16 protein-coding genes are annotated in these 18838 nt (G+C 60.8%); 8 read left to right on the top strand and 8 right to left on the bottom strand.

The annotated features are described in order from the left end of the window. Nucleotides 1-42: 42 nt before the first annotated feature. Genes PL640_RS19085 through PL640_RS19075 form a run of 3 tightly spaced genes read left to right on the top strand, consistent with a single transcriptional unit; the run spans nucleotide 43 to nucleotide 3122 of the window. Nucleotides 43-987, top strand: coding sequence for a substrate-binding domain-containing protein (locus tag PL640_RS19085; RefSeq protein WP_269699921.1), 945 nt, complete (start codon nucleotides 43-45; stop codon nucleotides 985-987). A gap of 57 nt (nucleotides 988-1044) precedes the next feature. Continuing rightward, entirely contained in the window at nucleotides 1045-2250 is a 1206-nt protein-coding gene (locus tag PL640_RS19080) for an NAD(P)/FAD-dependent oxidoreductase (protein WP_271363077.1), read from the top strand. Beyond that, nucleotides 2250-3122, top strand: coding sequence for a sugar phosphate isomerase/epimerase family protein (locus PL640_RS19075; protein WP_271363075.1), 873 nt, complete (start codon nucleotides 2250-2252; stop codon nucleotides 3120-3122). Before PL640_RS19080 ends, PL640_RS19075 begins: the two co-directional genes overlap by 1 nt. A 2-nt stretch (nucleotides 3123-3124) precedes the next feature. Here PL640_RS19075 and PL640_RS19070 read toward each other — a convergent pair whose 3' ends face one another. The 3 genes from PL640_RS19070 to PL640_RS19060 form a co-directional block, all read right to left on the bottom strand. Next, the gene (locus PL640_RS19070; RefSeq protein ID WP_271363074.1) at nucleotides 3125-4003 is read right to left on the bottom strand and encodes a DUF3313 domain-containing protein; all 879 of its coding nucleotides are present in this window, start codon (nucleotides 4001-4003) and stop codon (nucleotides 3125-3127) included. Nucleotides 4004-4107: 104 nt separating this feature from the next. Next, a complete protein-coding gene (locus PL640_RS19065; protein WP_271363073.1) occupies nucleotides 4108-5445 on the bottom strand; it encodes a sensor histidine kinase in 1338 nt (445 codons plus the stop codon). After that, a complete protein-coding gene (locus PL640_RS19060) occupies nucleotides 5442-6116 on the bottom strand; it encodes a response regulator transcription factor (RefSeq protein WP_271363072.1) in 675 nt (224 codons plus the stop codon). The genes PL640_RS19065 and PL640_RS19060 overlap by 4 nt, the downstream gene beginning before the upstream one ends. 188 nt (nucleotides 6117-6304) lie before the next feature. Between PL640_RS19060 and PL640_RS19055 the strand changes: the two genes are divergently transcribed. Next, nucleotides 6305-7453: an efflux RND transporter periplasmic adaptor subunit gene (locus PL640_RS19055; RefSeq protein WP_271363071.1), complete on the top strand. Its 1149-nt coding sequence runs from the start codon at nucleotides 6305-6307 to the stop codon at nucleotides 7451-7453. A 1-nt stretch (nucleotide 7454) separates the two neighbouring features. Next, nucleotides 7455-10616 (top strand): efflux RND transporter permease subunit, encoded by a 3162-nt coding sequence (locus tag PL640_RS19050; protein WP_271363070.1) that lies wholly within the window; start codon nucleotides 7455-7457, stop codon nucleotides 10614-10616. 305 nt (nucleotides 10617-10921) lie between these two features. Here PL640_RS19050 and PL640_RS19045 read toward each other — a convergent pair whose 3' ends face one another. Then, a complete protein-coding gene (locus PL640_RS19045; RefSeq protein ID WP_271363069.1) occupies nucleotides 10922-11464 on the bottom strand; it encodes an NUDIX hydrolase in 543 nt (180 codons plus the stop codon). A 113-nt stretch (nucleotides 11465-11577) separates the two neighbouring features. Here PL640_RS19045 and PL640_RS19040 point away from each other — a divergent pair, with 113 nt between their 5' ends. The 3 genes from PL640_RS19040 to ku (PL640_RS19030) all read left to right on the top strand — a co-directional run bounded on the left by PL640_RS19040 (nucleotide 11578) and on the right by ku (PL640_RS19030) (nucleotide 14110). Then, on the top strand, nucleotides 11578-12222 hold the full coding sequence (locus PL640_RS19040; protein WP_271363068.1) for a DUF47 domain-containing protein: 645 nt from the start codon (nucleotides 11578-11580) through the stop codon (nucleotides 12220-12222). Next, nucleotides 12222-13226: an inorganic phosphate transporter gene (locus tag PL640_RS19035; RefSeq protein ID WP_271363067.1), complete on the top strand. Its 1005-nt coding sequence runs from the start codon at nucleotides 12222-12224 to the stop codon at nucleotides 13224-13226. Before PL640_RS19040 ends, PL640_RS19035 begins: the two co-directional genes overlap by 1 nt. 92 nt (nucleotides 13227-13318) lie before the next feature. Then, complete coding sequence (gene ku, locus PL640_RS19030) at nucleotides 13319-14110, top strand: non-homologous end joining protein Ku (protein ID WP_271363065.1); 792 nt, start codon at nucleotides 13319-13321, stop codon at nucleotides 14108-14110. A gap of 3 nt (nucleotides 14111-14113) precedes the next feature. Here ku (PL640_RS19030) and ligD read toward each other — a convergent pair whose 3' ends face one another. Genes ligD through PL640_RS19010 form a run of 4 tightly spaced genes read right to left on the bottom strand, consistent with a single transcriptional unit; the run spans nucleotide 14114 to nucleotide 18638 of the window. Continuing rightward, entirely contained in the window at nucleotides 14114-16615 is a 2502-nt protein-coding gene (ligD, locus tag PL640_RS19025) for a DNA ligase D (RefSeq protein ID WP_271363064.1), read from the bottom strand. A gap of 3 nt (nucleotides 16616-16618) precedes the next feature. Then, nucleotides 16619-17443, bottom strand: a complete 825-nt coding sequence (ku, locus tag PL640_RS19020; RefSeq protein WP_271363062.1) for a non-homologous end joining protein Ku — start codon at nucleotides 17441-17443, stop codon at nucleotides 16619-16621. After that, the gene (locus PL640_RS19015; RefSeq protein WP_271363061.1) at nucleotides 17440-17715 is read right to left on the bottom strand and encodes a hypothetical protein; all 276 of its coding nucleotides are present in this window, start codon (nucleotides 17713-17715) and stop codon (nucleotides 17440-17442) included. The genes ku (PL640_RS19020) and PL640_RS19015 overlap by 4 nt, the downstream gene beginning before the upstream one ends. 29 nt (nucleotides 17716-17744) lie before the next feature. Further along, nucleotides 17745-18638 carry an SDR family oxidoreductase gene (locus tag PL640_RS19010; protein WP_271363060.1) on the bottom strand — a complete coding sequence of 298 codons (894 nt, stop codon included), beginning with the start codon at nucleotides 18636-18638 and terminating at the stop codon, nucleotides 17745-17747. Between the last annotated feature and the right edge of the window lie 200 nt (nucleotides 18639-18838).

The raw sequence follows: 18838 nt of genomic DNA, 5'->3' as shown, positions 1-18838 counted from the left end.
GGAATGCACCCGGGCGGCCCGGCGCCCCAAGGGAGGACAAACATGAAATCCATCTGTACCATGGCCGCTCTGGCGGTCCTTTTCGCAAGCACTGCGTCGGCCGAGACCATCGGCGTTTCGATGCAGAGCTTCGACAATAATTTCCAGACCTTGCTGCGCGAAGGGCTCGGCGCCCGGGCATCGGAAGTCGACGGCGTCAAGATCCAGGTCGAGGACGCGCAGGCCGATATTTCCAAGCAGCTCAACCAGGTCAATAATTTCATCGCCGCCGGCGTCGATGCGATCATCGTGACGCTGGCGGACACCTCGGCAGCACCCGGCATCAGCGATGCCGCCGCCAAGGCAGGCATTCCGCTTGTCTATCTCAATCTCGAGCCGGACAATGTCGCCAGGCTTCCGGAAAAACAGGCCTATGTCGGTTCAAGGGAAACCGATGCCGGGCGGCTGGCCGGTGAAGCGGCCTGTTCGTTGCTCAAGGAAAAAGGAAAGGCGGCGGATGCGCAGGCTTACATATTGATGGGCGACCTTGCCCATCAGGCATCGCGTGACCGTACCTCGTCCTTTAAACAGGCGCTCGCATCCGGCGACTGCAAGGCGGTCACCATCGCCGACGAGCAGTCGGCGGCCTGGACACGGACAAACGCCATGGACATGACGACGAACTGGATCACCGCCGGACGTCCCATCGACGTCGTCTTCGCCAATAATGACGAAATGGCCATCGGCGCGGTGCAGGCCCTGAAGGCCGCGAGCGTTTCGATGGATGATGTCATCGTCATCGGCATCGACGCCACCCCGGACGGGCTTGCGTCCATGGCCGCCGGCGATCTGGATGCCACGGTGTTCCAGAACGCCAGGGGGCAATCGACAAGTGCGCTCGATGCCGCCGTCGCCCTGATGCGCGGCACGCCGGTCGACAAGCAGGTCATGGTGCCCTTCGAACTGGTGACGCGGAAAAACATGACCGACTACGCCAGCCGCAACTGACCCTCCCCCAGCCGGTGCGCCCTGAAAAGCGCGCCGGCCCCTTCTCACGGAGATATCATGGACGCAATCGTCATCATCGGCGCCGGCGAGGCGGGAACCCGTGCCGCCTTTACTTTGCGCGAAACCGGCTTCGACGGCGATATCACGCTGGTCGGCGCCGAGCCGCATCCACCCTATGAACGGCCGCCGCTTTCCAAGCCGCTGGAAGCTGCGGTGCGGATGAAACCAATCTGCGCGGACGGAACGCTGGCGGCCGCCCGGATCACTTATCTGCAAGGCGTGTCGGCGACCCGTATCAATGCGAAAGACCGCCTGGTGACGCTCGATGACGGGCGTATGATCGGTTATGACAGGCTGCTCCTCGCAACCGGCGCGCATCCGCGAACACTCGCCTGCCCCGGTGCCGCACAGGCGCTCAATTTCCGCACCCATGCGGATGCGGAGGCGATTTTCTCCCGCGCCGATAGCAGCGCACGTATTGCGATCATCGGTGGCGGGCTGATTGGAATGGAGCTTGCGGCGGTGCTGCGCGGCAAGGGGCTTACGGTCAGCGTTATCGAAGCGGCGGCGCGGCCACTCGGCCGGGCGGTTCCGCCGCGTTTTGCCGAAAAGATACATGCGCGCCATCGCGATGAAGGGGTGCATTTCCATCTGGGTCAGGGCGTTTCGGAGATTACGCCGGAAGCAGTTCAGCTCGCCGATGGCGGGCGCGTGCCCGCCGATATCGTCGTCTCCGCTATCGGTGTCGTGCCCAATATCGCTCTGGCCGAAGCGGCGGGGCTTGCGACCGGCAACGGCATTCTGACCGATGCCTTCCTGCGCACCAGCGATCCCCAGATCTTCGCGGCGGGCGATTGCGCGGCCGTCTCGCAAGCCGCCGGCGGGCATATCCGGTTCGAAAGCTGGCGCAATGCCCGCAGTCAGGCGGAAATCGCCGCGCGCAACAGTCTTGGCGCAAACGAGGCCTTTGCCGCCCTCCCGTGGTTCTGGTCGGATCAATATGATCTCGGCCTTCAAGTCGCGGGCCTGCCGCAGCCGGGACATCAAAGCGTCATCCGTCCGCTCGGCGATGGCGAGCTGGAATTCTTCCTTGAGGACGGCCAGCTTGTCGCAGCAGCCGGGCTGGGTATCGGCAACAGCGTCGCCAAAGACATAAAACTGGCCGAGATGCTGATTGCCGCCGGCATCAGCCCCAATCCGGCGGCGCTTGCCGATCCCGGCCTCAACCTCAAGACATTGCTGAAAAGCGCGCGGGCGGCCTGATGCAGAAGCTGCTCGTCTTTCAATCGCTCTGGGCCATGGAACGGCTAAACGGCAATGGCCCTGAACCCGGCCTTGAGGAAAACATTGCCCGGATCGCCGAAGCCGGGTTCGATGGCATCAGCGCGCATTATACCAACCGTGCGGATGTGCGGCGTCTCAATGAAGCGATCAGCGGCACTGATCTCAGGATCGAAGGCGTGTGCTTTCCACGCAATGTCGACGACCTGCGCCACACGCTGGAACTGGCGCAGGAGTTTCCGGTCAGCCATATCGATCTGCAGGCGGATATCCGTCCGCGCCGGGTGGAGGACTGCCTGCCGCTGCTGGACGGCTGGATGCGGCTTGCCGAAGAGGCTGGCGTTCCCGTCTACATCGAGACCCACCGCAACCGCATTACCAGCGATCTCCTATTCACGCTGGACCTGCTCGAACAGCGACCCGATCTGCCGCTTCTCGCCGATCTCTCCCATTATCTCGTTGCCCGCGAATTCGCCTTTCCGGTGGAAGACGAGAGCCACAGGCAAATCCACCGCATCCTCCATAATGCGCAGGCCTTTCACGGACGAGTAGGCTCGTGCGAGCAGATCCAGATCGAGATTTCCTTTGCCCATCATCGGCCATGGGTCGATCTGTTTCTGGACTGGTGGGACTATGGGTTCCGGCACTGGCGATCCCGTGCGCCCGATACTGCCGAGCTGGTCTTCACCTGCGAACTCGGCCCTCGACCCTATGCGATTACCGACCGGGACGGCAACGATTCCACCGACAGATGGGCGGAATCGCTGTGGCTGAAGACGATGGCGCAGTCATTATGGGCGCAGGCCGCCCGTTCCGCCAACACGGCAACGGCGGGTGCGGATGAGACCTGTTGATCCTATCGCGAAGCGGCCTTTGCCTGTTTGTCCGTCCAGTTTGGCGGTGCGCCGAATTGATCGGCCACCATGCCCTGCAATCCACGCGACCGGCCATAGGCATCGCACTCGGCATATTTAGGCTTGCCGCCGAGGGCCGAGCGCATGCGATGGCCGGACGGGATTGAGATATCCAGACCTTCGGAGGTCTTGCCGGTGACGAGGATGCGCGCAAAATAATTGGCGAAGTCCGATGCCAGCCCGTAGGCATCGCCGATTTCCGAAACACGGGCATTGTCGGTGAAGGAATTGGCACCCTTCGACCAGACGGCGGCTGCGCGCTGGACGCCGGTAGTGTCCACCGCCTCCGACTCGACCGCCAGGCCGCCGAGGCCAACCGGCAATCGCGGCACGCCGACCGGCAGGACAAAGTTGCTGCCGAGCGACACCGCCGTCGAAACACCGGCCATGGTCTTGTCGGTCGGCACCAGATCGGTGATGACGGTGCGCACCGTCATGTCCGCCGGCTGGCCAAGAGCGGCGATCCGGTATCTGTCACTGAGCGCCACGCAGATGGCGCGATCGAGCGCGTTCGAGACAAGCGCGCGGTCCTTTTCCGAGGTGACCCGCGACGAGGCGGTGAAGGAAAAGGTGGTGGGCACGATGGCGACGGTTTTAACCGCGGCCAGTCCCTTGGCATCCACGAAGGTTCTGGTCTTGGTGAACTTGCCCTTGGCGGGACTGAGCTGCGCATAGGATGTCAGCGTGCCGCCTTCCTGCAGCGGAACGGAGGCACAGCCGGACATGATGAGGGCAAAAGGCAAGGTGGCGAAGGTGGCGCTGCGGCTGCGCGCGACTTTGCTGCCGCTGGCCGTGACGAACGGATTCCGCTGGTGTTTCATTGGATGTGCTCCGGTTGGAAAGATTTCCTGTGCCCCGCACGCTACGACAGCTAAAATTGCGGCAGCATTACAATCGCGGTCCGCAGGCGCTGCAAAAATGGCGATCAGAAGCAGAGCCGGAATGTGCTTCCGAAGGCGGAACTCTCCAGACGGACACGTCCATTGTGGTCAGCGACGATCTGCTTGACGAGGCTGAGACCCAGGCCTGCTCCCGTGCTTCGCGGTGTCACACGATAAAATGGCTCGAATATCCGCTCCTGCTGGTCTTCGGCTATGCCCTGCCCTTCATCGGAAATCGCAACTTCCCCGTTTGCGAGAACCGAGACCTGGATCATTCCTCTGTTTCCGCCATGGTCGATGGCGTTGCGCACGATATTATTGACGGCGCGCGGCAGGGCGAAGGGATTGCCCTGCATCTCGTAGCGCGCGATCTGTGTGTCGAAGGAAATATCGTAACCCGCAGACAGCGCCAGCGGCGCAAGATCGGCGACGACTGTACGGGCAATCTCGACGAGATCGACCGTCTCCCATCGGTCATGCACCTGATCGTTCCGCTCCACGGCCAGAAGCTGCTCCGCGGTCTCGCCAAGCCGCGCGACATCCTCCATCAGGCGCTGCCGTTCCGGCCCTTCCGGCAGACCCTCTATCCGGGTCTGCATGATGGCGATCGGTGTTCTGAGTTCATGCGCCGCGTCGATGAGAAACCGTTGCCGCGCCCGAAACTGCTGCTCAAGCCGTTCGAGGATGCTGTTGAAAGACACGATCAGCGGCACGACTTCCCGCGGCACGTCCTCGACGGGCAGCTTCGAGCCCGCCCGGCGCGGGTCGATCTCCGGGGCTTTCCGGACGACGGAACTGAGACCGGCGAGCGCCTGGCGCACGATGCGCGGCACGGAAAAGAACACCGCAGGCAGGATAACCGCCAGCAGCGGAACATAGATTGGATAGGTGCCGAGAAGAAGCGTCAGAAACGACGCGCTGATATGGGAGGTTCCACCGAACATGACCCTCAGCGGCCCAGATGCCGTATCGAGACTTTCAGACAGCGCAACCTCGGATATGCCGGCACCGCCGCGAATATCGGCATCCATCATCAGATGGGCGTAACGTGATAGCTCGGCATAGACCGCTGGCACTGCGCCATAGGTCACGGACTGCCCATCCAGCGTCGAGGCAACGAACCAGAGCTCTTTATTCTCAGCCTTGAGGGCCTTCAGCGCCGGTCCCTCGGTGATGACGAGCCCCTTCTGCGGATCGAGCGAAAGCGACTCGTCGAGTGTCGAAGACAGATCCTCCCAAAGCCCGATATTGGGAGAGACCCGCATCACCCCGTAAACACAAAGCCCGACGATGACGACGGCGATCATGGCGGAGACGACGATGCTGAGTTGCCAGCTCAGTTGCCACCACAGGGACGGGTTGGATTTGCCCGGCGCTTTCATGCCTCTTCCTTCAACAGATAACCGATGCCACGAATATTGTGCACGCTCACCCCGGCCGAGGCGTCGAGCAGGCGTTTGCGCAGCCGCGATATATGCGCGTCGAGCGCATTGGACTGGATTTCTTCCTCGTAATTATAAACGGCCGCCTCGAGGGTGGAACGCAGCATAGATTTACCCTTGCGCTTGGCGAGCGCGACGAGAACCAGAAGTTCGCGTCTGGGAAGATCGAAGGGAAGGGAATTGATGGTGACGCTGAGATGCAGTGGGTCGATCACGATCCGGCCTACGGTGATCTGGGCCGGGGCAAGGTTTACCGGTCGTCTCAGAACCGCGCGAACCCGCGCCAGAAGCTCGCCGACGAGAAACGGCTTGCCCAGATAATCATCCGCACCGCCATCCAGTCCCGCAATGCGGTCCTCCGGCTCATTCATCGCGGTGAGCAGGATGATCGGCGTATCGACACCGGCACGGCGCAGTTTCGGGATGAGCGCAAGCCCCTCCCCGTCCGGTAGCCGGCGGTCGAGCAGGATGGCGTCGTAAACATGCTGGCGCGTCAGTTCCATCGCGTCACCAAGTCGCATCGTATGGTCGATGACGATGCCCTGCTTGCCGAGCATTGCCGACAGCGCATCGGCCATTTCCCTTTCGTCTTCGATCAACAGAAGTCTCATGCGTCACCGTCCCTTCGCCCGCCTTTGTCTGCCAGAAAGGTTGCGGAAGTATTGCGGCGAAGACGATGCGGCAGGGTAATGCTGCTGCAATTATGGTCACTTATCCAGATACCATCCGCCTGAATAACCGGCGACGTGACGGCTCGGTGAGCCGCTACCCAAGGAACTTTGCCTGGAAGGATTGTATTATGTGGGTGAAGAGAAGCATCAAGGCCGGGATCGCGCTTGCGGGCTGCGCTCTCGTCGTTACTGCCCTCGACCCGGCGCGCGGCAGCGTCGATGCGAATGAACGCGCCAGGGGAATTGTCGAGGCCACCTCCCTGAGCCCGGCCGGCATTCCCTTCGAATTGACGGCTTCAGAAACGGCGAAGATCGGCACGCGCCAGATGGTGGAAAAGCTCAGCATCAGCGGCGAACTCCAGCCGGTCAGCCGTATCGTGATCCGCGCCCGCGAGGCCGGGAAAATTCTGGAGATGAACGTTCGGGACGGACAGGCGGTGCGGGCCGGTGATGTGCTGGTGCGATTTGAAACCGACGACCTGCAAGCGGCGTTGCTGCAACGGCAAAGCGACCGGGACGCGGCCGAGGCCGAACTGACGCTGGCGATTCTGGCACTGACGAGGACCGAACAGCTTGCCACCAAAAACATCACATCGGCAGAACAGCTGGACAAGGCGAAAAGCGATGTCGTGGTAAAAACCGCAAGGGTTCAAAGCCTTTCGGCACAGACGGATATTGCCCGCCTTGCACTGAGCAATGCGGAAATCCGCGCGCCTTTCAGTGGCACAGTCACCCGCCGGCTGGCAGAGGCAGGCGCGCGTGTCAGCGCCGATGGCGAACTTCTCACACTGGTCGATACCAGCGTGCTGGAAGCGAAGGTTCTGGTCTCCACCCGCGATATTCCCCGTGTAACCCCTGGCCAGACAGCGGAACTGGAGATTGACGGCCTCGTCGGCCAGACCGTCAAGAGCACTGTCGAGCGTATCAGCCCGGTTGCCGATGATGGCACACGTTTCGTCGCCGTCTATCTGCGGCTTGCCAATCGCGACGGGCGGTTGTGGGGCGGAATGTTTGCCAGCGGATCAATCCTTGTCCGCGAAAAAAACGACGCGCTTGTCGTTCCCGCCATCGCGCTTCGCAAGGATGAGACCGGCTACCATGTGCTCAAGGTGACGGACGGTCATCTGCGCCGCCAGACGGTAGCGCTCGGATCGCGCTGGAACGGCGGCAGCCTGATCGAGATCGCCACGGGCCTGAAGGATGGCGAAACGATCCTGACTGCACCGCTTCCGGAATTGCAGCCGGACATGGCCGTGACCATCGATAAGGCAGGCTGAAATGTTCTTGACGCGTATATCAGTCTCCCATCCCGTCTTCGCCACCATGATGATGGTGACATTGCTGGTCATGGGCCTCTTTTCGCTGCAGCGGCTGGGGCTGGATCAATATCCCAATGTCGACGTGCCCGTCGTCGTCGTGGTCACCACCTATCCCGGTGCGACGCCGGAGACCGTGGAAACCGAAATAACGCGCCCGGTCGAGGATGCGCTGAACGCCATTGGCGGTCTGGATGAGATCACCTCGACCTCATATGAGGGGCGCTCCGTGGTCGTCGTGAAATTCAAGCTCGAGGTAAAGGGGGCCGCCGCGGCACAGGATGTGCGCGACAAGGTCGCCGCCATCGAAGCGAATTTGCCCGAAGACGCCAAGAAGCCGGTCGTCTCGCGTTTCGATCCCGCCGCCGAACCTATCCTCTCGCTGGCAATCAGTTCGACGTCGCTCGATGTGCCAGCACTCACCACCCTTGCCGACCAGAAAGTGGTGCGCCAGCTGACGACCGTTGAAGGTGTCGGACAGGCGACGCTGGTGGGCGGCCGCAAACGGCAGATCGACGTTGCCATGGACGAAACACGCATGCGGGCGCTCGGGGTCGGCGTCAACGAGGTGGTGAACGCGCTGCGCACCGGCAACGGCAACAGCCCGGCCGGCAGCATCGTCGATCCCGTCTCCGAACGCACGATCCAGGTTCAGGGTCGCGTCGAAGAGCCGCAGGCGCTGCTGGACATGGTGGTGGCGAGGCGTGGTGGCGCGGCGATCCTGCTGCGCGATGTCGCCACAGTTTCCGAAGGGGCGGTCGATGCCGAAAGTCGCGCCCTCTATAATGGCCAGACGGCGCTGGCGATCGATATCGTCAAGGTTCAGGACGCCAACACGGTTCAGGTCGTGACGGATGTGAAGAAACGCATCCAGCAGCTCAATACCGAGCTGGCCACGCAGAATGTGCAATTGCGCATCGTCACCGACACCTCCACGCCCATCCGGGAATCCGTCGATCAGGTGCAGACGACGCTGATCGAAGGGGCAGCGCTCGCCATCGCCATCGTTTTCCTGTTTTTGAATTCCTGGCGAAGCACGGTCATCACCGGCCTGACACTGCCAATCGCCATCATCGGTACGCTTGCCGTCATCGATTTTCTTGGTTTCACCCTCAATACACTCAGCCTTCTGGCCCTCACACTCTCCATCGGCATTCTGGTGGATGACGCGATCGTCGTGCGCGAGAACATCACCCGTCATCTGCACATGGGCAAATCCCATATCCGCGCGGCGCTCGACGGCACCAACGAAATCGGCCTTGCGGTGATCGCGACGACAGCGACCATCGTGGCGGTCTTCCTGCCGGTCGCATTCATGGACGGCATTATCGGTCGGTTCTTCTATGAATTCGGCGTCACCGTGTCGGCTGCCGTGCTGATCTCGCTCTTCGTCGCCTTCACGCTTGATCCGATGCTTTCGAGCGTCTGGTACGACCCGGATGCGCAACCGGATGCCACGCGCGGGCCAATCGGCCGGCTGATTACGCGTTTCGACCGTGGTTTCGAATGGCTGGCCGAACAATATCGGCATGTGATCGGCTGGACATTGCGCCACCGGCTCATCACCCTGCTCACCACATCGGCCATCTTCATCGGCAGCCTGTTCATGGTGCCGTTGGTCGGCATGGAATTCGTATCTGCTACCGATGAGGGCCGCTTCCAGATTAGCGTGACGGCCCCGGCCGGTTCGTCACTGGATTACACGACGGCAAAGGTGCGGCAGGTCGAAAAGGCACTGAGGGCGTTTCCCGAGGTTGAAACACTCTATTCCACCATCAATACGGGCGGCGCGGCGGGCAAGCAGCGCGCCATGGTGCTGGTGGGTCTGGTGCCGCTGACAGCGCGCACACAAACACCCGCAACACTGGCCGAACCGATCCGCAAGCGCCTGTCAGCCATACCCGGCATAGAGGTCGCAATCCTTCAGGACGGTCTTGGCGGCGGTGAAAGCCCGGTAAAGCTCAGCATCCTCGGCGACGACCGTGCCGTCCTTGAGAAAATAGCCGCTGGTCTGGTCGAGGACCTGAGAAAAATCCCCGGCCTCGTTGATGTGAATTCCAGCGCCCGCAACGTGACCTCGGTTCTTTCCGTGCGTCTGAAACGCGAGGCGGCGAGCGATCTCGGTATTTCCCGCTCCGATCTGGCCACGGCCCTCTCCTCGCTCATCGGTGGTGAGGACGTTTCGAAATGGACGGATACGGGTGGCAACAGTTATGACATCGTCGTGCGCCTGCCCGGCGATCGGCGCTCCGATGCCGCAACCCTCGGCGAATTGATGATCGCGACCGGTCGCACGGCATCGAATGGCACACCGGTGATGGTGCGTCTCGATCAGGTCGCCGAGATCCGCGCCGCACCGGCACCGGCCGAAATCCGTCGCATCGACAATCGCCGCGAGGTGCTGGTTTCGGCCAACATCTTCGGCCGCACGCTTGGCGACGTGGTGGAGACCGTGCAAAATCTGACCGCCGCCCGCGATCTGCCGGATGGTTACCGCATCCGCTTCGGCGGCGAGGCCGAGACCATGCAGGAAACGATTGGCCACATGGTCAAGGCCCTCACCATGGCGGTTATTTTCATTTACATCGTGCTTGCCTCACAATTCGGCAGCTTCCTGCAACCGCTCGCTATCATGGCTTCACTGCCGCTCTCGCTGGCCGGCGTCCTTCTGGGGTTGATGGTGGCCGGCAGCACGATCAACATGTTCTCGCTGATCGGCTTCATCATGCTGATGGGCCTCGTCACCAAGAACGGTATCCTGCTGGTGGATTTCGCCAACAGGGAGCGGAAACGCGGACTTTCGCTCAACGAAGCGCTGGCGAATGCCGGTGTAATTCGCTTCCGGCCGATCATCATGACGACGCTTGCGATGATCTTCGGAATGATCCCGCTTGGGCTCGCCATCGGCGGTGGTGGTGCACAGCGCGCGCCAATGGCGCATGCGGTGGTCGGCGGCCTCATCAGCTCCACCCTTCTCACCCTAATCGTCGTGCCGACCATCCTGTCCTATATCGACAGCATCACCAGGCGTTTCGCTAATCTCCTCCCGAAAGCACCGGATGAGGCAGGGAAAGCGGACACGACGGATCACCCGGTCCAGCCGCGCGAGGCGCAGCCCGGCTGAAAGCCCCTTGTTTGCATGCAAACCGCCCATTGGCGGGAGAGGCAGCAATGCTTTTTCCGTGAATGGGGCAACGGTTCTTATCGGAGCAGAAGCATGGTGGCCGGCCCCTGCCAGAAGTACGGAAAGAACGATGATGGTATAGGAGGTAGCGGCCGGGAAGCCGCATGGCGGCACGACGTAAACGCATAATGCACCTGATGAAATTCATCCGGCCAAATTGGGCGCGTCATATTGCAATGGCATTACGGCAAAAGCTCCGGACAGCGTAATATCCGGGCTCTGCGCACACAGAACATGGCGGCCCCTCAGGGTCTCTCACCCGCCCTGTCTTTCCTTTTGCCCTTGGGCCTGAAATCAACCAGCAGTGATTTCAGTTCGATTTCCCGAACGCGCCTCGCGGCCTCATCCGGACGGACCCATTCAACCAGGCGTTCGCCGCGTTCCTTGAAACTTGTTTCCGTACCCGTCACCTCGATCTGGAATACATCGACCATGCACGGGACGACGTCGCCATTGTCGAGCATCTTCAGATAGGTGTAACGGCCAATGGCGGCCTTTCTCACCCGGCCGCGCACGCCCGCCTCTTCCCACGCCTCGATCGCCGCCGCCTCATGCGGCTTCTTGCGTTTCATCGGCCAGCCGCGCGGAATAATCCAGCGCTGGGTGGTGCGCGACGTGACGAGGAGGATTTCAACATCGTCTCCGTTGCCGCCGTAGCGAAAACACAAGGCGGCATATTGCTGCCGGAAAGCGCCGGTGAAGAGCTTTTCGGGAACGGCAGCGAGCTGCTGAAGCAGTGTCAGGGGGCGCGCCGGACGGGTTTTCCGGCTTTTCTTGGAAGATTTCATTTGCGTTGATAGTGCCGATTTTCCGGGTTGCATCAATGCCCTGCCTGCATTTATGACAGTTTTATGACAATTACCCCCTACAACATAAATAGCGCCATTGAGGGCCAATTCGCATGATGAGCATTTTCCGCAAGCTGATGCCGCGCGAGGATCGTTTCTTCGACCTGTTCAGCAAACATTCCGAAACCGTCGTCAAGGCGGCTGGTGCTCTCAATCAACTGTTAAGCGGCATCGATGTCGAGAAGAATTGCGACCTTATCGTCGCCCTCGAAGACCAGGCAGATGAGATTACCCGCGATGTGCTGCTTGCGGTGCGGCGCAGCTTCATCACCCCCTTTGATCGCGGCGACATCAAGGACCTCATCCAGTCCATGGATGACGCCATCGACATGATGCACAAGACGGTGAAGACCATCCGCCTGTTCGAACAGGGCGAATTCGACCCGCTGATGAAAGAGATGGGCCACGAGATCGTGCGTGCGGCAAGCCTGATCGCCGAAGCCATTCCGCTTCTGGAAAAGGTCGGCACCAATGCACAGCGCCTCTCGGCGATTGCCGAAGAAGTCACCCGCGTCGAAGGCCGCTCCGATGAGCTTCATGATCAGGGCCTGAAAGACCTTTTCCGTCGCCACGGTGCGGCCGGTAACGCCATGGCCTATATGATCGGCAGCGAGATCTACGGCGAACTCGAAAAGGTCGTCGACCGCTTCGAGGATGTGGCCAACGAGATCAGCGGCATCGTTATCGAGAACGTCTGATGGATGTCGCACTTGCCCTGCCGCTGCTTGTCAGCCTTATCGCCATCGCGCTGTTCTTCGATTTCCTGAATGGTCTCCATGACGCTGCAAATTCCATCGCCACCATCGTTTCCACCCGCGTATTGCGCCCGCAATATGCGGTTGCCTGGGCGGCTTTCTTCAATTTCATCGCCTTCCTGTTTTTCGGCCTGCATGTAGCGGAAACGCTCGGCACCGGCATCATCGATCCGGCCATCGTTTCGCCGCAGGTTATCTTTGCCGCCCTCATCGGCGCAATTGTCTGGAACATCGTCACCTGGGTTTTTGGCATTCCTTCCAGTTCGTCACATGCGCTGATCGGCGGCCTTGTCGGCGCCGGATTTGCGAAAGTCGGCTTTAACTCGATCGTCTGGTCGGGCCTCTTGAAAACCGTCGGGGCGATCTTCATGTCGCCGGCCATCGGCTTCTTCCTGGCGCTGCTTCTGGTGCTCGCCGTTTCCTGGCTGTTCGTTCGGCAGACACCTTTTGCGGTGGATCGCACCTTCCGCGTCATGCAGTTCATCTCCGCCTCGCTTTATTCGCTCGGCCATGGCGGCAACGACGCGCAGAAGACCATGGGCATCATCGCCGTGCTGCTGTTCAGCCAGGGGCATCTGGGCGAAAGCTTCTACGTGCCGTTCTGGGTGGTCATTTCCTGCCAGTCGGCCATGGCGCTCGGCACGCTGTTCGGCGGCTGGCGCATCGTGCACACCATGGGCTCGAAGATCACCCGGCTGAACCCGATGCAGGGTTTCTGCGCCGAAACCGGCGGCGCGCTGACATTGTTCGGCGCAACATGGCTCGGCATTCCGGTCTCCACCACCCACACGATTACCGGCGCCATCGTCGGCGTGGGGGCTGCACGCCGGGTTTCCGCGGTGCGCTGGGGGCTTGCCGGCAACATCGTCATCGCATGGATCGTGACCATGCCGGCCGCCGCACTGATCTCCGCCGCCGTCTACGGGCTGACCTCGCTGCTCGGCTGACTGCCCCGCTGCCCGATTGCCACTCTCCCGGAACAAATACCGCCCCGCGGAAGTTTGATCCGGGAGATCAACGGCGAAACGGACCGCGGACAATGGCACGGCAGGTTTTCTGGAAGGGTTATCTGAAGCTGTCGCTGGTAACAGCCTCCGTCTCGCTGACGCCCGCCACCACCGAAGGCAACAAATACCGTTTCCACATTCTCAATCGCAACACCGGTAATCGCGTCGAAAGCCGGTATGTCGACAGCATCACTCACCGGCCCGTGGCAGCAAAAAATCAGGTAAAGGGGTTCCCCCGCGCCGAGGACGATTATGTGCTGCTGGAAGATGACGAAATCGATGCCGTGGCGCTGGAAAGTACCCGCACGATCGATATCAAGACTTTTGTACCGAAGGGGTCCATCGACTGGATCTGGTATGACCGTCCGCACTTTCTGCGTCCGGAAGACAAGATCGGCACCGAGGCCTTCAGCGTCATTCGCGAAGCCATGACGGCCAATGGCGTGTTCGGCATTGCGCGGCTGGTGCTTTACCGCCGCGAACGGGCAGTTCTGCTGGAACCTTCAGGCAAGGGCATCATCCTGTGGACGCTGCATTATGGCGAAGAGGTGCGCGAGAGCATCGACGCGCTCGACCCGAAAATGAAAATTGAAAAACCGCTGCTGCAGGCCATGGAAAAGCGCATCGGCAAACAGATGACCGGCTGGAAGCCAACTCTGGTGCAGGACCCGATCCAGAAGAAGATCAAGGCGCTTTTGAAGACCAAAGGCGACGAGGCGCCGTCGTCCAACAAGAAAACCGGCACGAAAGCCCGCACCGGCGGCAATGTCATCAACATCATGGACGCATTGAAGAAAAGCCTCGCCGCCGAAAAACGAAGCTGATGATCATCTGCCGTCAGGGGCTTTTTTCGGCAGCGGTTCCGCTGCGGCGAAAAAACCGTCCCATGGGTCTTTTTTCAGGGCTGAAAGGCGCGCGCCGATATTATTGACGGTAAAATGCGCCGGGCCGATCTCAGCCGTGAGTTCCGACCATTCCAGCGGCGCGGAAATCGCCGCCCCCGGTCGTGCACGGGTCGAATAGGGTGCAACCGCCGTATTGCCCCTGCCATTGCGCAGATAATCGATGAAAAGGCGACCTTTGCGTTTTGCTTTCGTGGCCACGGAAAGATATTTATCGGGTTCAGCCTTCGACATATCGGCGGCCATCGCTTTTGAGAAAGCCTTGACGGCGGCCCAGCCCGCCTGCGGTTTGAGCGGCGCCACGACATGCAAGCCCTTACCGCCGGACGTCTTGACGAAGGCCGCAAGCCCGGCGTCTTCGAAACGCCGTTTCAGTTCCAACGCCGCCTCGATCACCTCTTCCCAGGCCACGTCTTCCCCGGGGTCGATATCCATGGTGATCATGTCCGGCTTCTCCCAGTTGGCAGTCGTTGCGCCCCATGGGTGAATTTCAAGCGTGGCGGACTGGACCAGAGCCATAAGGCCGTCGAAATCGGTGATGCGGATCAGCGGTTCGCCGCCCTTGTCCTTGGGATCCTTGATCTGTTCCACGGCCTTGTTGATGCCGCGCCAGGCGTGTTTCTGGAAAAAACGCTGCCCCTCTATACCCTCGGGACAGCGCAGCAGCGCCAGCGGTCGGTCAACGACGAAGGGCGCCATGTGCCGCCACACCTGCGCGTAATAATCGGCGAGCCCCTCCTTGGTCACTCCGTCCTCAGGCCAATAAAGCCGGTCCGGATGGGTGAATTTGATGGTGGATTGCGGCGCGCCTGTATCGCTCACGGCCTTCTCCTCGCGTTCGATTTCTTTCACCGGCTTGTCTTCGCGCAGGCCGCGGAAGGAAGCGTGACGCAGATTGCCATCGCCAGACCAGGCCCGAAACTCGACTTCCGCCACCAGTTGCGGCGTGACGAAGTGAAGGTCGCGGCGTGCAAGCGCGGTGAGTTTGTCGCCGAACGGGCTTTCCTTGCGGTCCAGCGGTTTCAGGCGGCCAAGCAGCATTTCGGCCACCTCACCCGTGTAGCCGGTGCCGACACGGCCGACATGGCGCAGCTTGCCCTTTTCATAAACGCCAAGCGCCAGCGAGCCGATGGCGTGGTCCGATGTCGAAGAGACCGTGTAGCCGCCGATCACGAATTCCTGCCGCATGGAGCATTTGGATTTCACCCATTCGCCTTTGCGGCCGGAAACATATTGGCTGTTCTTGACCTTGGAAATAACGCCCTCAAGGCTGAGGCGGCAGGCATGGTCCAGCACAAGCTCGCCACTCTCCTCGAAATGTACACTGTACCGAAGCTTGGGATCACCCGCCGGCAACAGCTTTTCAAGCAGCGCCTTGCGGTCGGTAAGCGCCGCACCGCGCAGATCGCTGCCATCGAGATAAAGCAGATCGAAGGCATAAAAAACGAAACGGTCGCTTCGCCCCTCGCTTAGATCCTGCTGCAATGCCGAGAAATCGGAGGCGCCGCTGTCACGTTCCACGACGATTTCCCCGTCCATGAGCAGTGTTTCGGCCGGCAGGCCCTTTAGCGCGCGTGCCACCGCATCGCCAAACTTCGCCGTCCAGTCCAGCCCGCTGCGGGTCAGAAGCTGGAGTTTGCCGTGATCGAGCCGCACCTGCAGACGGTAACCATCGAATTTGATCTCATGCAGCCAGCGGGAACCGCTCGGCGGTTTCGGCTTCAGCGTTGCCAGCGCCGGCGGCACGAAAGAGGGAAGCGTCTGTTTGCGTGCTCCCTTCGGCAAGGCGTGCGCCTGCTTTTGGCCGGAAGAAGAGGCAGCAGCTTTTTTGGATACCGGCTTGGAATTCCACGTGTCTTTCGGTTTGGCCGCGACATCCTCGACGCTGCGTCCGGTCTTTACCGATTCCGGCCGCTCTTCCAGAATATCCGCACCACCCTGATGCCGGGCTTCTTCATCATCCCCCTTGATCAGCAGCCAGTTTTCCCTGCTCTCACCGGGTTTTCCGTGCATACGCACCAGGTGCCAGCGCCCTTTCAGCTTTTCGCCATCAAGTTCAAATTCGAGATGGCCCTTGCGATATCCTTTCCTCGCATCACCAATCGGCCTCCAGACGCCACGATCCCAGACGATGACCGTTCCGCCGCCGTATTGGCCCTTGGGAATGACGCCTTCGAAATCACCATAGCTCAGCGGATGGTCTTCCACATGCACCGCAAGGCGTTTGTCCTCGGGGTCGAGGCTGGGGCCACGCGTCACCGCCCAGCTTTTCAGCACCCCGTCCATTTCCAGCCGGAAATCATAATGCAGCCGGCGGGCATCGTGTTTCTGGATCACGAAACTCGACCCCTGAGCTTCGGCCCGAGTGCCCTTCGGCTCCGGCGTCTTGTCGAAACTGCGCTTGGCGTTATAGGTCTGCAATCCCATGCATCAGCTCGCTTTCCGGGAAGTCCTGCGGCCCGTCGTGGTTTTCTTCCCGCCCTCGGCCTTCGCGCTGCGGCGCAGGGCCTCTTTCAGATCGATGACATTGTCTTCTTTCGGCGCGGCCCGCCTGGGGATTTCCCGGCCGTCGATCTTGGCCTTCACCAGTTCTGCGAGGGCATCATTGTAACGGTCGCTATATTCGGAGGGATCAAAGGTGCCGGCGCGTGTTTCGATGATATGGCCGGCAAGCTCCAGCATCTCGGCATCGAACTGGATATCTGGAATAGACTTGAAGACGCTGCTCTCAGCGCGCACCTCGTAACCGAAATTCAGCGTGGTTGCGACGAGCGCCTTGCCGCTTGGGCGGATCAGCAGCATGCGGTTGCGGCGGAAAAGCACCGCCTCGCCAAGCGCAACGACGTTTTCGTCCTGCATGGCCTTCGCCAGCAGTGTCAGCGCCTCCTCCCCGCCTTCCTGCGTTGGGGCGAGGTAATAGGATTTGTCGAAAAACAGCTTGTCGATGTCGTCGCATTCAAGAAAATGCCGGATGCGAATGACCTTGTCACTCTCCGGCATCAGTTTCGCGATTTCATCGCCTTCGATGACGATGTAGTCACCATTGTCGCGCTCGTAACCCTTGACCTGATCGTCACGCCCGACAGCCTCGCCGGTATCGCTATCGACATATTGCCGCTCAACCCGGTGGCCGGTCTTGCGGTTGACGATGTTGAACGAGATTTTCTCCGTGGAGGTCAGCGCGGCATAAAGGCCGATTTCGCAGTTGAAATCGGCAAAGGCAAGATGGCCCTTCCAGCTGGCTCTCCGGTTCATGATGGTCGTCCGCTATTAGCGTCATGTGGAGATCGATCAGCGCCGAGAATACGCTCGATGGCGGGAATATCCGCCTCAGCCAGCACCGGCACGGGGTCGGATGCCATTGCCTCCAGCACCTCGGGCGTGAGGCCACCGTTACGGATGACCCATTCCATCGCCTCACGTGTCTGCCGCTCCGCCTTCAGCTGGGCATAAAGCGCCAGTATCAGCCGGTCGCGGACGTCGAGGGCGTTTACCTGCGTATCTGAACGTTCTGCCTGCTGTTTCATGTCATATCCTCAAGACTGACACACCGCCCTCAGGCAATGCCCCTGCCACCGGTCACGCCATAGACCTCGCCATTGATGAAGCTCCCGTCCTGAGAGGCCAGCAGCACATAGACGGGCGCGAGTTCCACAGGCTGTCCCGGCCGGCCAAAATCGCTGTCCTTGCCGAAATTGCGCACCTTTTCGTCGGGCTGGCCGCCGCTCGGCTGTAGCACAGTCCAGAAAGGTCCAGGCGCCACCGCATTCGCACGAACGCCTTTTTCGATCAGCTGTTTGGCAAGCGCTTTGGTGTAGGCAACAATGCCGGCCTTGGTGGTTGCGTAGTCGAGCAGGATCGGCGACGGCTCATAGGCCTGTATCGATGCTGTCGTGATCACCGACGAGCCCGGCTTCAGGTGTGGAACGGCAGCCTGGGCAATCCAGTGCAGCGCATAGAGATTGGTCTTCATGGTGCGGTCGAAATCGTCGGTCGACAGCTCGTCTATGCCTTCGCGATACTGCTGTCTCGCAGCATTGATGACAAGAATGTCCAGCCCGTCGAGATCACCGGCCGCCTTTTCGACCAGTTCCCGGCACCAGCCTTCATCTGTGATATCGCCCGGTAGCGCCACGGCCACGCGGCCTTCCGCCTCGATAAGCGCCACGACCTCTTCGGCATCGGATTCCTCTTCGGGCAGATAGGAGATCGCCACATCAGCACCCTCCCGCGCAAAGGCGATGGCAACAGCACGGCCAATGCCAGAATCGCCGCCGGTTATCAGCGCCTTGCGCCCGGCAAGCTTGCCCGAGCCCTTGTAGCTCTTTTCGCCGTGGTCCGGAAAAGGCGTCATATTCGTCACCAGACCCGGCATTTCCTGTTCGGGTGTCGAAAATGGCGGACGCGGGTACTGGCTCCGTGGGTCCTGCGGCTCGAGGCGGTCTGTCATCGCGGTCTCTCCATAGATAGATATCCATCCGTGGTGCGTCCCGCGACAAGCGCGTCTGTATCGCTCGATAACGCCGGCCGTCCGGTGCCGGATCTCGCCGACGATGTGGACGCATCACACGTGACCCTAACGATCTGCGTCCGCTCTCGTTCCATCATTTTGGGGAAAGGCAGGCAACGGCATCATGCCGTCGCGCTTTA

Source organism: Agrobacterium sp. ST15.16.024 (genome assembly GCF_027956545.1).
Taxonomy (GTDB): Bacteria; Pseudomonadota; Alphaproteobacteria; order Rhizobiales; family Rhizobiaceae; genus Agrobacterium; species Agrobacterium cucumeris.
Note: the sequence above shows the minus strand (reverse complement) of the source record. Positions and strands in the feature narration are given on the sequence as shown.